We start from the raw sequence: 16,048 nt of genomic DNA, 5'->3' as shown, positions 1-16,048 counted from the left end.
CAGCGCCCGGCGTTGCGTGCGATAGCTGTACTGGCTTGGGCCAGAGGTTCGTGTGCGTCAGGTTGCTCAGGGCTGGCGTTGCTGGCGGTTTGCCGCGCTGGCTCAAGGTGGGGTCGGCGTGACGTACGGCGGCTGGGTCGGGCCGCTGGGCTGGGTTGTGTGGCTGGGTTGGGTGGCTGGGCCGCTGGGCTGGGTTGGGCGGGTGGCTCAGGGTGACGTTGGCTGGCCGGGTTGGGGCAGGGGCCAGTTTGTGTTGGGGGTGACCTTGCGGCGGGTGGTTGTGCTGGGTGGGTCAGGATTCGGCGTAGCGTTCTATGGCTTGGATGAAGATGTCCTCGGCCATGTCGAAGACGGCGTTCACGTCGTCTTGGTCGCCGGTGAAGCGGCCGCTGGCCTCGGAGGCCGCCAGGCCCATGCCGACCGTGTCGAGCAGGCGCTGGAGTGGGGCGATCTTGTCTTCGGGGACGCCCGCGTCGCGCAGGATGTGCTGCACCGAGTTGCGCGGGCGCCGGGCCTCCGGGGTGACGGTCGGGCGCTGGAACAGCAGCAGGAAGACGTCCGGATGGCGGCGGGCCACCTCCCGGATCGCGGTGCCGAAGACGCGCAGGCGTTCCCGCCACGGCAGTGCCGGGTCATCTAGCGGGATCTCGCTGACGATGCGTTCCACCAGGCCGTCCAGCAGGCCCTGCTTGTCACCGACATAGCGGTAGAGCGCCATCGGGGTCACGCCCAGGCGGTCGGCGACCGCGCGCATGCTGACGGCGGGGAGGCCGCGTTCCTCCGCCAGGGCCAGGGTGGCGTCGAGCACCTCGTCGCGGGTGAGGCCCCGGGTGCCGCGTCCACGAGTCTTCACGGACCGCAGTCTAGCCGTTAATATACGCCGTATATTTAGGAGGCGGCGATGGAACGACGTGCCTGGACGCTCGCGGTGGCGACGACGGCAGGATTTCTGCTGATACTCGACCTCATCGGGGTCACGCTCGCGTTGCCCGACATGCGGGAGGACCTGGGTGCGGGCCTCGCTGAGGCGCAGTGGACGATCGATGGGTACGCGCTGCCGCTGGCCGCTCTGTTGTTGCTCTCCGGGGCGCTCTCGGATCGTCTTGGCAGGCGGCGGCTCTTCTTGACCGGTTTGGGCATCTTCACGCTGGCGTCAGCGGCGTGTGCTCTGGCGCAGTCCGCGCTCGCCCTGGATCTGCTCCGGGCCGTGCAAGGAGGCGGCGCCGCCGTCCTGTACGGGAGCGCGGCGCCGTTGATCGCCGCGGCCTTTCCGGCGGGACGTGAACGCAATCGTGCGCTGGGGGTCTTCGCGGCGGGGTCGGGCGGTGCCCTGGCCTCCGGCCCGGTGATCGGCGGGGCCCTCACCGCGCTGTTCGGCTGGCGGGCGATCTTCGTCCTGACCGCCGTGGTGGGAGTGGCCACCTTCGCGGTGGCGCTACCGGCACTGCGGGAGTCGTACGAACGCCGGCCGCGGCCGCTCGACGTGCGGGGGACCGGCTATCTGACGGCCGGACTGGTCCTGCTGATGTGGGGCTTGATCGAGGGGCACGGCGGCGGCTGGACGTCGCCGCTCGTCATCGGCGCGCTCCTGGTCGCGGTGCTCGCGCTCGGCAGGCTCCTCACCCGGCGGGTGGCCGATCCGATGATCGACCTGTCGCTGCTGCGCGACCGGCTGTACGCGGCGAACGCGACCGGGGCGTTCGTCGCGCATGTGGCCGGCGCCGGGTCGCTGGCCTACTTCTCGATGTACGTGCAGGGCCCGATGGGCGCCGAACCCGCCGTGGCGGGCCTGTGGTTCCTCTCGTACAGCCTGCCCGCCCTCGCCACCCCGCTGCTGCTCGCCAGGCGGGCGCACCGGATACCGCCCGCCGTCCTGGTGGCCGCCGGACCGCTGCTCATCACCGCGTCCAGCCTTCTCGTCGCGGCGACCTACCAGAGCCACAACTGGCCCGCGCTGACTCCCGGCTTCGTCCTCGGCGGGATCGGCGGCGGCATCGGCAATCTCGTCGCCGGGCAGGTCGCGCTCGCCGCCGCGCCCCCCGAACGGGCCGGCATCGCGTCGGGCATCACCAACACCGCCAAGCAGGTCGGCATCGCCGTCGGCGTGGCGGTGCTGGGAATCGCCTACGACGCCGGCGGCCTGGGGACGGTCATGTTCGCCGCCGCCGCGATCGCCGCGCTGGGGTCGATCCCCGCGCTGGCGCTGTGCGCGTCGTCGGCGCTCGGACGCCGGGAGAGGTACGAGGTGAGCGCGGTGAGGACGCCCGCGAGCCGGTCGCGCAACGCCGGGTCGTGAAAGAGCCCGTCCGGGCCGACGTTCGCGCGGGTCACCGGGATGTGGACGCAGGCCTCCTCGACGATGTCGGCGCTCGCGTAGCCGAGGACCTTCCGCAACGAGTCGTGCGCGTCGGCCCCGCCCGTCGGCGCGGCGGGCCCCGACACGTTGATCCACGCGACGGGCTTCTCGTAGATCTCGCCCCCGCCGATCGTCCAGTCGAGGAGGTTCTTGAACGATCCGGGCAGCGCGCCCGCGTACTCGGGCGTGCAGATCAGCAGCGCGTCGGCCGCCCCGATGGCCGACCGCAACGACGCCACCGCGGGATCGAGCGGCTCGCGGTCATCGTCGGGGTTGAAGTGGGGCAGCGCCCCGAGCCCCTCGAACAGCGCCCCCTCGGCGCCCGCCGGCACGACCTCCAGCGCGGTGCGCAGCGCGGCCTCGTTCGTCGATCCGGCCCGCAGGCTCCCGCACACCATCAGGATTCGGTACGTCATGACAGGCCAGCCTACGTTCGGGCCAGGTCAGCCCTGGCGGCGAGCCTTACGTTCGAGCAGGTTCGCCTCCTTGGCCGGGCTTGGTCCGAGTCCGGTCTGCCTAAGGCGGCCAGCCCACGTTCGGGCCTTGTCTGCCTGAGGTGACCGGCCGACGTTCCGGCCTTGTCTACCTGAGGCGGCGGCCCACGTTCGCGCCCTGTCTGCCCGAGGCGGTCAGCCCATGTTCCGGCCCTGTCTGTCTCAGGCAGCCGGTCCGCGTTCCAGCCCTGTCTGCCTGAGGTGGCCAGCTCACATTCCGGCCCTGCCTATCTCAGGCGGCCAGCCCACGATCTGGCGCTGTCTGCCTGTGACGGCTAGCCCGCGTTCTGGCGCTGTCTGCTTTAGGTGGTCAGTCCGCGTTCGCGCCCTGTCTGTCTCAGGCGGCTAGCCCGTGTTCCGGCTCTGTCTGCCCTGGAAGGCCAGCTCGAGTTTCGGCTCTGCCGGCCTGCCGGGTCAATCCTTGATCGTCAGGCGGTCGAGGCGGACGCCGGTGAAGGCGTCGGCGGTGACGCCGCGCAGCCGTTCCGACCAGACGAGGTGATCGTGGACGGTCCACAGCGGCATCGCGGGCATGTCGCGCAGCAGCGCCGTCTCCGCAAGCCGTGCCGGTGTCACGGCCTCGTCCGGCGTCGCCGCCCGCTCGGCCTCGCCGATCAGGTCGAGGGCGTAGTCGTCGTCATAGCCCGTGCGCGCGTCGACCAGGGGCGCCAGCGCCGCGATCGGGGCGGGGTACGCCGGCGCCGACTTCAGGACGAACGGCCCGTCCACCTTGCGGTCTGCGAGCGCCTTCTGGAGCTCCGCCGTCGCGACGGCCTTGGGCTGGGCATCGAGCTTCAACTGCTTGCGCAGCTGGTCCGCGACGGCCTTCACCCAGGCGTCGTCGCCCGCGCCCGCCTCGTACCAGATCGGCACCGGCCCGCTGAGCCCGCCCGCGTCCGCGAGGGTCGCGGCGGAGGCGGCCGGGTCGTGGACGCATGGACGGCACTGGCCCTCGTCGCGGCGGCCAGGCAGTACCCCTGGCGGGACCAAGGCGTTCGCAGGGCTCGTCTGGTAGCCGAGAGGCCCTTCCGAGACCGCGTTCCGGTCGATCGCCATCGACATCGCCTGCCGGATCGACGGGTTCGTGAGGCGCTTCTCCCATTGCGGGAACGCCAGGTAAGTCATGGCTCGGCCAGGGACGATGAGGTGCCGGCGGCGAAAATCGGCCTCCATCGACTCATGCCGGTTGGCCGGTACTGCCGTGGCCAAGTCGAGGTCGCCCGCCTGCACCGCGGCGTACTGCGCGGCCGCGTCCGGCATCGTCTTCACCACGATCGTGCGGGCGCCGTCACGGTCGAGGACCGTCTCGCGCTGGTCGTGGGCGCGCACGCGGTACGGGCCGTTGCCGATCGGCCGCTTCCCGTACGAGGCCCAGTCGCGCGACCGCAGCACCCCGTCCGGCATCGGCAGGAACGCGGGATCGCCCAGCAGCGCCGGGAAACCGTTCATCGGCCGGTCGAGGGTGATCTTGAACGTGAGGTCGTCGACGACCTTGAGCCCGTCCATCCGCTCCTGCTTCACCTTGGCGCCGCGCACATGCGCCACCTCGGTGAACAGCCGCGCCCCGGCCCATCCTTCGCGCAGCACGGCGCTCCAGGCGCCGGTGAACGAGCGGGCGGTGACCGGCGAGCCGTCATGGAACCGCCCGCCCGCCTTGAGCTTGACGGTCCAGACCTTGCGATCGTCGCTCGTGACGGCCTCGGCGGCGGCGTTCGCGGGCACGCCCGTGCGGGGGTCGTAGGCGACCAGCCCGGTCCAGACGGCGCCGGCGATCATGCGCCCGGTGCCGTCGCGGACGTCGCCGGGCATGAGGCTGGCGGCCGGAGCCGCGCCGACCGAGACGCGCGGGTCGGCCGGATCGTCCAGGGCCTTCATGGCGACGACCGGGCTCACGAGCATCACCACGCCCCCGGCGAGGAGTGCGGCGGTACGGGTGGTGCTCTTCACGCGGGTGAGCGTACGGCACCACCGCGGCCTGAGGCCACCGGACTGTGACAGGAGCGTGGTGTGTCTACGGTGCTGAGGCCGTTTCGTGACGCGGATCCCATTGAACGCGGCGGAGGATCTCTGATCCCATGGATCGGTCAAGATCGTCGATGTGGAGGCTCGATGTCCCCCCGCAACTCAAAGCCCGCCCGGCGGCTGGCACAGGGCACCGGCGCGGTCGCCGCGTGCCTGGCGCTGACGGCCGGTACCGCCTGGGCCTGCCCACCCGAGCCCGGTTATCCGCAGACCAAGACCACCCAGGCCGGCGCCGCGAGCGCCCAGGCCGAGGGACAGAACGCCGGCGGTCACGCCGGCCATACGCGCCGCGTCGAGAAGTCGGCCGCGGTCACGTCCGAAGCGATCAAGGGCGTCCAGCGCGTCGGCGGCGTCACCGACGCCAAGGGCGCCATCTCGCTGATGTTCATCGACTACGGCAAGGGCCGGGCCAAGCGCACGATCATGTACGCGACCGGTGACTTCGGGCTGAAGGCCTACGACATCACCGCCGACCCCCGCAGCCCCAAGCTCGTCGGGCAGCTCAACATGCCCGGCATGTGGGAGACCGAGGACACCGACTTCGACCCGAAGCGAAAGATCATCTACCTGTCCCGGGACCCGCGCGCGTTCGGCGGCAACACCGCCACCGGCGAATCCGGCGTCTACATCGTGGACGCCTCCAAGCCCGAGAAGCTCCGGCAGATCACCTACGTCAAGGTCCCGGCCGGGCACACCACGACCTGCGTCAACGACTGCCGGTACCTGTGGACCGGCGGCCCCGCCAAGGCCAGCTGGATGCCCGCCGACTGGGGCGGACGTCCCGTCTGGGTGACCGACGTGCGCAACCCGCGCAAGCCGAAGGTCTTCAAGAACCCGATCGACACCGGACGCAACGACGGCAAGACCGACTACACCCACGACATCCAGGTCGACTCCAACGGCGTCGCCTGGGCGTCCGGACGCGGCGGCGTGCGCGGCTACTACACCAAGGGCCGCCACTACGACCCGCTGAAGAAGAAGTCGCGCGTGGCCACGGCGTCCGACCCGGTGCCGTACGCGGGTGGCGGGATCGACGAGGCCACCACCAACTCCTCGTTCATGCACAACAGCTACCGCGCCGTGGGCCGCACCGCCGGCCAGGCGGCGAACCCGAAGAAGTGGGGCAACGGCAAGCTGCTCTTCGTCACCGAGGAGACCTTCGCGGACGGCTGCGCCAACGACGGCCTGCTGGTCGTGGCGTCCCTCAAGGGCTCCTACAAGGGCGAGGGCTGGCGTTCGACCCCGGACAAGAAGTTCAGGCTGCGCACCGTCGCGACCTGGGGCGTGGCGGGCAAGGAGGGCAGCGACCCCAACAGCAAGGACTGCTCCGCCCACTACTTCGACGTCAAGAACGGTGTGATCGCGCAGTCGTTCTACTCCCAGGGCACCCGCTTCCTCGATGTCCGTGACCCCACGAACATCAAGCAGCTCGCCTACTACCGGCCCGCCGACGCCCAGTCGTGGCAGCCGTACTGGCACGGGAAGTACGTCTACGTCGCCGACAACAACCGTGGCATCGACGTACTGAAGCCCGCGTTCCGCTGAAGCACCGCCTCGGCGACGCCCAAGCACTACGCCTAGGCGTCGTCCGCTGGCCACGGCGCAGCTGCCTTGGCGCAGCTGCCTCGGCCACGGCACAAACCGGCCAAGGCAGGTCGTGCAGGCGTGAAGGCCCGTCCCCGTCCGGGGGCGGGCCTTCCGTCATCTGCTCACAGCCGCGAGGGGTTTCGTTGTGACACTTAGCCCCTTGATCAGCTTGATCCTTCCGTTCAGACTTGCGTCGGCGACATCCGCGCGACCTGGAGGCACGAATGTTCCCCCGAAGACGAACGAGGCGTGTCTTCTCCGGCAGCGTCGCCGGCGCGGCGGCCGCCGTACTGCTGGCCGCCGGGACGGCGTGGGCCTGCCCGCCCGATCCCGGAGCCTCGCAGACGGCGACGACCGGCGCGGCGCAGGCGGCCGGGGAGGGACGTGATCTCAACTCCCACGCGGGCCACGGGGCGGGAGAGGTGGGCAAGACCTCCACCCGGGTCTCCGACGCGGTCAAGGGCGTCGAACGGGTCGGGAACGTGCCGGACGCCAAGGAGGGGACCTCCCTGGTGTTCATGGACTATGGCAAGGGCCGGCACAAGCGCACGATCATGTTCATCAGCGGCCGGTTCGGGCTGAAGGCCTACGACGTCTCCGCCGACCCGCGCAGCCCCAAGCTCGTCGGCTCGTTCGACCTGCCCGGCTTCTGGCAGGGCGAGGACAGCGAGGCCGACCACAAGCGGAAGATCTTCTACCTCTCGCGTGACCCGCGCGCGTTCGGCGGCACGACCAACACAGGCGAGTCCGGCGTGTACGTCGTCGACGTGTCCAAGCCGGAGAGCCTGAAGCAGATCGCCTACCAGGTGCTCCCGGCGGGCCACACGACGTCCTGCATCAACGACTGCCAGTACCTCTGGACAGGTGGGCCCGCCAAGGCCGACTGGCAGCCGGCGGACTGGGGCGGCCGTCCGGTCTGGGTGACCGACGTGCGCAACCCGCGCAAGCCGAAGGTCTTCAAGGACCCGATCGACACCGGGCGCAACGACGGCAAGACCGACTACACCCACGACATCCAGGTCGACTCCTCAGGCATCGCCTGGGCGTCCGGACGCGGCGGCGTGCGCGGCTACCACACCTCCGGCTGGCACTACGACCCGGTGCTGAAGAAGGTCCGCAAGGCCGTGCCGTGGAACCCGGTGCCGTACGCGGGCGGCGGCCTCGACGAGGCGACCGTCAACTCCTCGTTCATGCACAACAGCTTCCGGCCCGTCGGCCGCACCGCCGACCAGGGCCCCGACCCGCGCAAGTGGGGCCGCGGCCAGACGCTCGTCATCACCGAGGAGACCTTCAACGACGGCTGCGCCGCCGACGGCCTCCTGGTCATCGCCTCCCTCAAGGGCTCGTACGGCGGGCAGGGCTGGCGTTCGACGCCGGACAACAAGTTCCGCCTGAGGACGCTCGGCACCTGGGGCGTCGCGGGCAAGGAGGGCAGCCGCACCGACACCGACGACTGCTCGGCGCACTACTTCGACGTCAAGAACGGCATCCTCGCCCAGGCGTTCTACACCCAGGGCACCCGCTTCCTCGACGTGCGCGACCCCACCAACATCAAGCAGATCGCCTACTACCGGCCGGACGACGCCCGCACCTGGGCGGCGTACTACCACGGCAAGTACATCTACGTGGTCGACCACGCCCGCGGCATCGACATCCTGAAGGCGAACTTCTGAGCGTCCCAGAACCCGCACGAGCAGAAGGGCCCACCCCAAGGGGCGGGCCCTTCCGCATGCCCTACCTCCTCCATACACCGCGCCCCTCATACGCAGCAGCGCTCATGCGCAGCAGCCTTCCTGCACAGCACTCGCGTGCAGCTGCCCTACGCGCGGCTGCCCCACACGCGGCAGCCCTCACACGGGGCGGCCTTCACGTGTGGCGGCCCTTGTGTACAGCGGCGTTCATGCGCTGCGGCCCCACGCGCGGTGGCCCTTGTGTGCAGCGACGGCCAGCCTGGCGGCTGTCGTCAATCAGGCTGGCGAAGCGTCAGCTCTGGTGGAGGTCGGCGACCATGGTTACGAGCGTTGGGGCCGAACGTGTGACCGCCGCCAAGTCTTTGCGGTTGATCGCGCCGCGCAGGTTCCGCAACGCGGCGTCGAGCTTCGCGGCGGTGGCCGGGTCGATGGTGTGCCGGACGCGGTCGCGGGTCAGTTCGAACGTGGTGATGTCTCCCGCCGCAGACCCGGTGTCACGGGCGGCGGCGTCGATCACCAGTTGCCGGGTCCAGAGGCCCAGCCGGGCGAAATCCACCTTGGCCACCGGCTCGTGCCGGGCGTGGAGATCCAGGTCGTTCTGCGCGACGCGGAGCGCGGCGCCGCGGGCTTCGGCGGACGAGCGCGAGCCCACCGCCGTACCGAGCGAGGCGATGTCCCTGGTCATCTGCTTTTCGAGCAGGGAGGGCAGGCCGTCCGCGCGGTAGGGGTCCCACGCCGTCCGCAGCGACCCGGCCGCTGTCGACGCCCGGGACCAGTCGCGCTTGCCGACGGCCTCATACACCTCGTGCACGGCCTTGGACAGGGCGGCGAGCCGCGCCGGAACCGGTCCCGGCCGGGCGTCGGTGGGCAGGGCGAGCGTGGCCTGTTCCAGATCACCCTTCGGGCTGCCCGTAGAGTACTCGCCGTAGCCGGGAGCGAAGATCTTGTCCTCGCGCTGCCCGTCCATGTGCAGCTCGGTGCCGGTCATCGTGCCGGTGACCGGCCCGCTCGGCCCCGCGACCCGGCCGCCGACCGCCTTCACCGTCACCTCCTCGAAGACGAAGCCGGGGATGTTCTCCGACCGGTAGACCACGCCGACCCGGGGCGCGGCCGGCATGATCATCGCCGGCGGTCCGTGCGTGCCGGCGTGCCAGGTGCCCTCGTGCGAGACGGGGAGGCCGTCCTCGAAATCGGTGACGTCCTCGCCGAAGTACCAGACGGCCCCGTCGTCGGCCTGCGCGAACGCGTCGGTGGCCACCTCGGTCACCCGTCCGCCGGAGAACGCGAGGTACTGCACGACGACCGTCTCGATCCGCTGGCCGTCCCAGGTGTAGGTCTTGGATCCGGGCAGCCGGGTGAACTCCGTCCGGAACGGCTCGCCGTCCACCTGGCCGCCGTACAAAACCTGGTCGAGGCCGCTCGTGGGATGCAGCCGGTTGGTGATCGACGTGGGACGGGAGAAGACGGGCTTGATCAGGTCGACCCGCTTACCGTCCGGTGCCAGCGGCAGGCACTTGCCGCCGTTCTCCTCCTTGATGCAGGCGGGGGCCTTCGGGCTCGTCACCGGTGCGGCGGCCTTCGACGAGTTCCCGCCGCCGGTGCAGGCACCGGCTGTCAGCGCCCCGGCCAGGCCGAAGGCCGTCAGCGCCGCCGCTCTCGTACGCCGCGTCTCGGTCATGACGCTCACCGACCGGTACCGTCGCGGTCATTTGGGCTCTCATGGTCGGTCTTGCTGCCGACGACGCCGAAGCCGCGGTCGAGTTGCACGTCGACCTGCGATCCGTCGGAAAGGGTGACCTCGACCTCGTAGTGGCTGTCTTCGTCGCCCGCCTCGGTGCCGGTGACCCGTCCGCCGCCGGTATGCGCCAGGGCGGCCCGGGTGGCCTTCGCGTAGGCGGCGCCGGTGATGGGCCGCTCGGTGTCACCGGCCGTCGCGGCAGTGATCGCCGCCCCGGCGCAGGTGAGCGCGACGGCGAGCAGGGCCGCTGTGATCCATCTGCTTCTGCGGCTCATCAGATCCTCCCTGAGGCGTGGCCGTTGGCTCCCACGATGCAGACGGCCCGCTGACCAGAACCTGAATCCGCCCCCACACCCCGCGCCCTCAGATCCCCGCGCCTCACGTATCTGAGTCCCGCGCTCACCGTCTCCGCTACCTGCGGCGCCCGCTGGGTCCTGCGCCGCGCCCCGCGTCCGTCGCGCCCCCGCGTCCGTCGGGCCCCGTGCTGCCTCGCTTGTGTTAGGTAGATGTCTGCAGGGTGATCGTGATTCTTGCGCCGCCTAGATTTGAGGTGGACGCGGTTACCGTTCCGCCGTGGGCGTGGATGAGTTCGGCGACTATGGCGAGGCCGAGGCCGCTTCCGTCGTGGGTGCGTGCCTCGTCCAGGCGGACGAAGCGTTCGAAGATTCGCTCAAGGTCGGCTGGCGGAATGCCTCGGCCGTCGTCCTCCACGGTGAGCAGGGCTGTGCCTTTTTCTTCCGCTAGGGAGAACGCCACGTGTCGCGAGGCGTGGCGGGACGCGTTGTCGCCGAGGTTGCGCAGGACGCGCCGCAGTGCGTCCGCGTCGCCCAGCGTGCGTCCCGCCGAGACCCGGGCGGTGTCGATCCGGAGTGTCGTGCCGGAGCGCAGGCGCCGGGCCTCGTCGAAGACGAGATCGTCGAGGTCGACGGGGACGCGCTTCGGCGCGAGTGTCTGCTCGTCGGCTCGGGCCAGTATGAGCAGGTCGTCGACCAGGCGCTGGACGCGGGCGTTCTCGATCAGGACGGTCTCGGCCAGGCCGTCGAGGTGGCGGGGATGCGCCAGTGCCACCTCGGCGTGCTGCCGGATGGAGGCGACGGGGGAGCGCAGCTCGTGCGAGGCGTCCGACACGAAGCGCCGTTGCGCGGCCGCCGCCCGGTCGAGCCGGTCGAGCATGCGGTTCATGGTGGCGGCCAGCCGGGCGATCTCGTCGGCGCCGGGGGGCTGCGGCACGCGCCGGTGCAGCTGCGCCGCCGAGATCGCGTCCACCTCCCGCCGGACGGCCTCGACCGGGGCGAGCGCGCGGCCCATCATCGTCCACGTCAGCAACGCGATCAGGGCCAGTAGGACGGGAAGGCCCACTGCCAGCGACCGGATGACGATCGCGGTCGGTTCCAGCACGTCCGCCAGCGCGCGTCCGACGATGACCGTGAGGCGGCCGTCCGGGGTGTCGGCGGCGACGGCGATGAACGGGTCCTCGTCCAAGGGTTTGCCGATCTCCGCCGATTCGCCGTCATGGAGCCTCGCGACGGCGGGCCGGCCGGCCATGTTGGCGCTGGCGGAGGTCACGACGCCGTTCCGGTCGAGGATCTGGATCAGCTCCTCCTCGCTATCGGTGACCGTGAGCGCGGGTGACCGGGCTCCCGCCGTCAGCTGTGCGGCGATGTCCGTCGCGCGGACCCGCGCGGCTGACCGCACCTCGCCGGTCAGCGTGGTGCTCAGCACGTTCACCAGGATCAGGCCGGCGGCCGCGAGGGCCACGCCGACGATCACCACGGCGGTCAGCGTGAGCCGCATCCGCACGGTGCCGAAGGACCGGTCAGCCGCCATCGGCGGCCAGCCGGTAACCCGCGCCCCGCAGAGTCTCGATCGCGGACCGTCCGACCTTGGCGCGCAGCCGCCGGACGTAGACCTCGACGATGTTCGGGTCGCCCTCGAAGTCGAAGTCCCAGACGTGCGCGAGGATCTCCCGCTTGGACACCGCCTCGCCCGGCCGCCGCAACAGGAACTCCAGCAACGCGAACTCGCGTGCGGTGAGCATGATCGGGTTTGGGCCCCGCCACGCCTGGTGGGTCGCTGGGTCGAGCCGCAGATCGCCTGCTGTCAGCGTCGGGGGCCGTTCCGGCGCGCCCCGGCGCATGAGTGCGCGCAGCCGCGCGACCAGCACGGCATGGGAGAACGGCTTGGTGAGGTAGTCGTCGGCGCCGGCGTCCAGGGCCCTGATCTCGTCCCGTTCCGCGTCGCGCGCGGTGAGCATCAGGATCGGCGACCACACCGACTCGGCCCGCAGCGTGGCACAGATCCGGTGCCCGTCGACGCCGGGCAGCATGATGTCGAGGACGATCGCGTCGTAGGGGTTCTCGCGGGCGAGCCAGAGCCCGTCCGTGCCGTCCAGGGCCACGTCGACGGCGAACCCGTCCGCCTCCAGCCCGGTGCGCAGCCCGGACGCCAGCCGCCGTTCGTCCTCGACCACCAGGACTCGCATGCCCGCGCCTCCGTGTCCACTGTCGCCGGGCACGAGATAGATGGCAATCCTGGCCGGAGCTAGCTGACTCCAGGCTGAACGGCGGGACGTGCGTCACCGGAGGCGCAGGGAGCCGTTGTCGATGGCGCGGGCGTGGCGTTCGGCGGCGATCTGCGCGGCGGTGGCGGCGCGGCGCAGGCCGTGGCCCGCCCGGTGCACCATCCGGGCCTGAGGCTCGGGGAGGTACAGGGCCGCGCCACGGCGGCGGCGCCAGCGTTCGCGCGCCCGGGTGCGGTGCTCGACGCGCAACTGGTCGATCAGGCGGTCGAGCTGCATGAGGATCTCGCCGTAGAGGGGCCATTGGTCGTCCCCGGCGGTCGGCTCGCCGAGCAGCTCGTACAGCCGGTCGCGGTGTCCTTCGGCGGCGCGGACGTGCTTGGCGAGCTCGCGTTCGGCGTCGACGGGCAGGGCGTTCCTGCGCAGGTCGGAGCGGGCCAGGCAGCCGTACGCGGCCATGCTGGCGGCGATGTCGTCGAGCGTGGCGGCCAGTTCGCCGCGGAGAGGCTCCAAGGTCAGCAGGCGGTCCTCCTCGCCGAGCCGGGAGATGTCGGCGAGCGCCCGGGTGAGCATGCGCAGGGTCAGCGTGACGTGCTCCATCGTCTCCAGGCCGTTGCGCAGCGCCACTCCCGCGTCGATGAGCCCGCGGGCGCGGGGGTTGAGCCGGATGCTGTCCTCGGCGGCGCCCAGTTGCCGGTCGGTGCGGGCGATGTCGCGGCAGAGGCGCTGCGCCGCCTGCTGCCAGTGCTCGGCGGCCCGCGCGCCCGGCTCGCGGCGCACGTCGCCGGCCATCCGGGCGACGAGTTCCGACAGCCGGGTGCCGAGATCCTCGACCGCCTGCTCGGCGGGCCGCACCCGCACCGTGGGCACCACCAGCATGGCGACCAGCCCGGCCGCCGCGCCGACGAGCGTCTCCAGCACCCGGTCGAACGCGGCGATCCCGCTGCCCGCGCCGAGCGCGAAGATCAGCATCGCGCTGATCGGCACCTCCAGGACCTGGTCGCCCAGGCGGAGCAGATGACCGAGGACGAGCGCGGCGAGGATGCTGAGGCCGAGGCTCCACCAGCTGAATCCGATCGCGCCCGCGAAGAACACCGCCACCAGCACGCCGGAGGCGACCGCGCCGACCCGGGACACGCTCGACTTGATCGTCTCGTACACCGAGTACTGGACGACCAGGAGCGCGGTGAGCGGTGCCAGCAGCGGCGGGACGCCGGAATCGGGCAACACGGCCAGCGCCAGCACGTAGGCGGCCACGGCCGTGACCGTCAGGCGGGCGATGAAGAACGCTCTCGACTGGATCTCGGTCGTCACCCGCAGCGGCGATCGGACGGCATGGACATGGGGTGGGCGGAGGTGAACGGTGGTCATCTCTGCCACTCAACCGCAGCCGGCCTGTACGGAGGGCCTGACCAGCACAAAAGATGACTAAAGGGATGAACGGCTTCGCAAACGGCATCTCTATCGGATAGCGTCCGATCGAGATGATCAACGGGCCGCGCGGGGGAGGCCCGGCCGTCACCGATGCCAATGGAGGCAGCTCGTGACCTCGCTCCCGGGCCGTACGGCCCGTCCCCTCGCCGGTCTTGCCGCTTTCGCGCTCACCGCCGGAGTCTTCGCCGCCCCGGCCCACGCCGCCCCCGCCACGCCCGCGGCCCCCGCCACACCCGCCGCGCCTGCCGCGCCTGCCGCGCCGCAGAGTGCGACGGGGCAGAAGGGCGGCGTACGGCTCCACACCAACGCCGAGCTCGCCAAGGCCCTGAAGCGGATCGAGCGCGCGAGCCACGGCCGTGTCCGCGTCCGCAGCGTCGGCAAGAGCAACGAGGGCCGTCCGCTGTGGTTCGCCACCCTGGGCGACGGGCCCAAGCGGCTGATGTACGTGACGCAGCAGCACGGCGACGAGCCCCTCGGCACCGAGTCCGCCCTCAAGGCCCTCGACACCCTCGGCGTCCGCGACGATCGGGACGCCCGCCGGCTGCGGTCGAAGATCACCCTCGGCATCCTTGTCCGCGCCAACCCCGACGGGCACCAGCGGCAGTGGCGCTACAACTACGACCCGGACGCCAAGCCGGAGTACGGCGAGCCCGGCAAGGGCTACGACATCAACCGCTACCACAACCCGTCGATGAAGCCCGCCGACAACCCGGTGCCGGAGGCCGCCGCCATCCGCCGCACGTTCGACCGGTTCCGTCCGTCGATCATGGTCGACTACCACATGCAGGGCCGGTACGCCTTCCCGCCGCCGGACGGCCGGGAGATCACCACGTCCATCCTGTGGCCGACCAACACCACCGTCCCGGCGGACGCGCTCAAGCGTTCCAAGCAGGTCGGCGTCCGCGTGTACAACGCGTTCACCCGCGCCGGCGCCGTCGTCTCGCAGTACCCGGGCGGCGACTACGAGGGCATCGCCCGCAACGCCTACGGCATCCTCGGCGGGGCCTCGCTGCTCATCGAGCTGAGCGACCTGCCGCCCGAGCGGCAGCGTTTCCAGGTCCAGACCGCGTACGTGTCCATGGTCGATCTCGCCCAGGCCGCCGCCTACCGGCGGCTGGACGGCATCGACCCGGCCGCCGCCGACAAGATCCCGCTGCGCGGGCCGGAACTGCCCGGCACGAACAGCGCCCACTCCGAGCACGCCGACGGAAGCTGAGGCCCCACCACCCCCACCTCGCCAGTCCCACCACCGCGTCCGCAAGCACCGCGAGCAGAGCCGACCTGTGAGCGGACGGTCTTGTGGGCAGCACCGCGTCCGTGAGTGGCGCCGTGCCCCGTGTTCGGCTTTTAGCCGGTCGTGTCGGGGACGGTGCGCTTGCGGGCGCGGAAGGCGGCGACGTTGGTGCGGTTGGCGCACGCCTCCGAGCAGAAGCGCCGCCGCCCCGCCTTCGACGTGTCGGCGTAGACGTTCTCGCATCCGTCCGCCGCGCACACGCCCGTGCGGCCTAGCCCGTACTGGCAGATCAGCTCCGAGAGCTTCATGAGGGTGGCCGCCCGGAAGCGGTCCGGCAGCCGCGACGACGGCGGCGCGTAGTGCATGTGCACGCCGTGCGGCTCGTGGTTGGAGATGTGCGGATGCATCGGGATCCGCAACATCAGGTCGTTGAGCAGCTCCGCGGCCTCCATGAGCTCCCCGGCCTCGAAGAACGGGCGCAGCGTGCGGCCCCACTCGCGGAACGACTCGACGTCCCCGGGCTCGAGCTGCTGCCAGAAGAACTCGTTGTCGCGCAGGATCTCGCGCAGGGCGTCCTCGCCGTCGTCGCCCTCGGCCGTCGTGACCGCGTTCACCAAAGCGACCGCCGCGGCGACGGCCTTGCTCTTGTATCCGGTGATCTGCGTTGCCATTTGCCCCGACTATCGCACACGTGGTGCCGTAAGTGTTAATGTGTGTACGTCTCTTACTGAAGTTTAACCCTTACAGCCCGGTGCGACACCCGGGAGAAGCGACGGGATCACGGTGGACGACTGCCCGCGGTGCGGCTGGCCCGAGGACGAGACCTACGAAGTGCTGTCGAGGCACCTCACCTCCGACGGCGTCGTCAGCTACACGCGCTGTGCCTGCGGTGAGGTGCAGATGCGCTTCCAGCCCTACGACCTCGGCCAGGTCGTCACCGCCGGGGGGTTGTCGCGGCCCTCGCCCTGACGCAT

General features: G+C 71.1%; 13 protein-coding genes and 1 pseudogene. 5 read left to right on the top strand and 9 right to left on the bottom strand.

The annotated features are described in order from the left end of the window. Positions 1–292: 292 nt before the first annotated feature. Complete coding sequence (locus ACGFNU_RS16470; RefSeq protein ID WP_392594287.1) at positions 293–853, bottom strand: TetR/AcrR family transcriptional regulator; 561 nt, start codon at positions 851–853, stop codon at positions 293–295. A gap of 48 nt (positions 854–901) precedes the next feature. Between ACGFNU_RS16470 and ACGFNU_RS16465 the strand changes: the two genes are divergently transcribed. After that, entirely contained in the window at positions 902–2,296 is a 1,395-nt protein-coding gene (locus ACGFNU_RS16465; RefSeq protein ID WP_392594285.1) for an MFS transporter, read from the top strand. A 50-nt stretch (positions 2,297–2,346) separates the two neighbouring features. Here ACGFNU_RS16465 and ACGFNU_RS16460 read toward each other — a convergent pair. Both ACGFNU_RS16460 and ACGFNU_RS16455 read right to left on the bottom strand, forming a co-directional pair. Further along, positions 2,347–2,754 (bottom strand): annotated as a pseudogene (locus ACGFNU_RS16460) (NADPH-dependent FMN reductase); the annotation flags it as partial. Between the two features lie 510 nt (positions 2,755–3,264). Beyond that, a complete protein-coding gene (locus ACGFNU_RS16455; RefSeq protein WP_392594283.1) occupies positions 3,265–4,797 on the bottom strand; it encodes an ABC transporter substrate-binding protein in 1,533 nt (510 codons plus the stop codon). Positions 4,798–4,959: 162 nt separating this feature from the next. Here ACGFNU_RS16455 and ACGFNU_RS16450 point away from each other — a divergent pair, with 162 nt between their 5' ends. Next, on the top strand, positions 4,960–6,417 hold the full coding sequence (locus ACGFNU_RS16450) for an LVIVD repeat-containing protein (RefSeq protein WP_392594281.1): 1,458 nt from the start codon (positions 4,960–4,962) through the stop codon (positions 6,415–6,417). A gap of 266 nt (positions 6,418–6,683) precedes the next feature. Beyond that, entirely contained in the window at positions 6,684–8,132 is a 1,449-nt protein-coding gene (locus ACGFNU_RS16445; protein ID WP_392594277.1) for an LVIVD repeat-containing protein, read from the top strand. Between the two features lie 310 nt (positions 8,133–8,442). Here the strand turns inward: ACGFNU_RS16445 and ACGFNU_RS16440 are convergent, their stop codons facing one another. The 5 genes from ACGFNU_RS16440 to ACGFNU_RS16420 all read right to left on the bottom strand — a co-directional run bounded on the left by ACGFNU_RS16440 (position 8,443) and on the right by ACGFNU_RS16420 (position 13,777). Further along, positions 8,443–9,828 carry a hypothetical protein gene (locus ACGFNU_RS16440; protein ID WP_392594276.1) on the bottom strand — a complete coding sequence of 462 codons (1,386 nt, stop codon included), beginning with the start codon at positions 9,826–9,828 and terminating at the stop codon, positions 8,443–8,445. A 5-nt stretch (positions 9,829–9,833) separates the two neighbouring features. After that, positions 9,834–10,163: a hypothetical protein gene (locus tag ACGFNU_RS16435; protein WP_392594274.1), complete on the bottom strand. Its 330-nt coding sequence runs from the start codon at positions 10,161–10,163 to the stop codon at positions 9,834–9,836. 223 nt (positions 10,164–10,386) lie between these two features. Next, positions 10,387–11,715: a sensor histidine kinase gene (locus tag ACGFNU_RS16430; protein WP_392594272.1), complete on the bottom strand. Its 1,329-nt coding sequence runs from the start codon at positions 11,713–11,715 to the stop codon at positions 10,387–10,389. Further along, complete coding sequence (locus tag ACGFNU_RS16425) at positions 11,705–12,370, bottom strand: response regulator transcription factor (protein WP_392594270.1); 666 nt, start codon at positions 12,368–12,370, stop codon at positions 11,705–11,707. The genes ACGFNU_RS16430 and ACGFNU_RS16425 overlap by 11 nt, the downstream gene beginning before the upstream one ends. Before the next feature lie 93 nt (positions 12,371–12,463). Then, positions 12,464–13,777, bottom strand: coding sequence for an aromatic acid exporter family protein (locus ACGFNU_RS16420; protein ID WP_392594268.1), 1,314 nt, complete (start codon positions 13,775–13,777; stop codon positions 12,464–12,466). Positions 13,778–13,949: 172 nt separating this feature from the next. On the opposite strand from ACGFNU_RS16420, the gene ACGFNU_RS16415 reads away from it, so the two are divergent. Further along, entirely contained in the window at positions 13,950–15,056 is a 1,107-nt protein-coding gene (locus ACGFNU_RS16415; RefSeq protein ID WP_392594266.1) for a M14 family zinc carboxypeptidase, read from the top strand. Between the two features lie 131 nt (positions 15,057–15,187). Here ACGFNU_RS16415 and ACGFNU_RS16410 read toward each other — a convergent pair whose 3' ends face one another. Continuing rightward, positions 15,188–15,745, bottom strand: a complete 558-nt coding sequence (locus tag ACGFNU_RS16410) for a CGNR zinc finger domain-containing protein (protein ID WP_392594264.1) — start codon at positions 15,743–15,745, stop codon at positions 15,188–15,190. Positions 15,746–15,857: 112 nt separating this feature from the next. On the opposite strand from ACGFNU_RS16410, the gene ACGFNU_RS16405 reads away from it, so the two are divergent. Further along, positions 15,858–16,043, top strand: a complete 186-nt coding sequence (locus tag ACGFNU_RS16405; RefSeq protein ID WP_392594262.1) for a hypothetical protein — start codon at positions 15,858–15,860, stop codon at positions 16,041–16,043. The last annotated feature ends 5 nt before the right edge of the window (positions 16,044–16,048 follow it).

Source organism: Spirillospora sp. NPDC048911, assembly GCF_043198015.1.
GTDB lineage: Bacteria > Actinomycetota > Actinomycetes > Streptosporangiales > Streptosporangiaceae > Spirillospora.
The sequence above is the reverse complement of the archived record's forward strand: the minus strand, read 5'-3'. Positions and strand labels throughout refer to the sequence as shown.

Coding starts and splice junctions, on each gene's coding strand:
- ACGFNU_RS16435 (WP_392594274.1), bottom strand. CDS start 10,163: ATGAGCCGCAGAAGCAGATGGATCACAGCGGCCCTGCTCGCCGTCGCG.
- ACGFNU_RS16450 (WP_392594281.1), top strand. CDS start 4,960: ATGTCCCCCCGCAACTCAAAGCCCGCCCGGCGGCTGGCACAGGGCACC.
- ACGFNU_RS16440 (WP_392594276.1), bottom strand. CDS start 9,828: ATGACCGAGACGCGGCGTACGAGAGCGGCGGCGCTGACGGCCTTCGGC.
- ACGFNU_RS16445 (WP_392594277.1), top strand. CDS start 6,684: ATGTTCCCCCGAAGACGAACGAGGCGTGTCTTCTCCGGCAGCGTCGCC.
- ACGFNU_RS16425 (WP_392594270.1), bottom strand. CDS start 12,370: ATGCGAGTCCTGGTGGTCGAGGACGAACGGCGGCTGGCGTCCGGGCTG.
- ACGFNU_RS16420 (WP_392594268.1), bottom strand. CDS start 13,777: ATGACCACCGTTCACCTCCGCCCACCCCATGTCCATGCCGTCCGATCG.
- ACGFNU_RS16430 (WP_392594272.1), bottom strand. CDS start 11,715: ATGGCGGCTGACCGGTCCTTCGGCACCGTGCGGATGCGGCTCACGCTG.
- ACGFNU_RS16465 (WP_392594285.1), top strand. CDS start 902: ATGGAACGACGTGCCTGGACGCTCGCGGTGGCGACGACGGCAGGATTT.
- ACGFNU_RS16410 (WP_392594264.1), bottom strand. CDS start 15,745: ATGGCAACGCAGATCACCGGATACAAGAGCAAGGCCGTCGCCGCGGCG.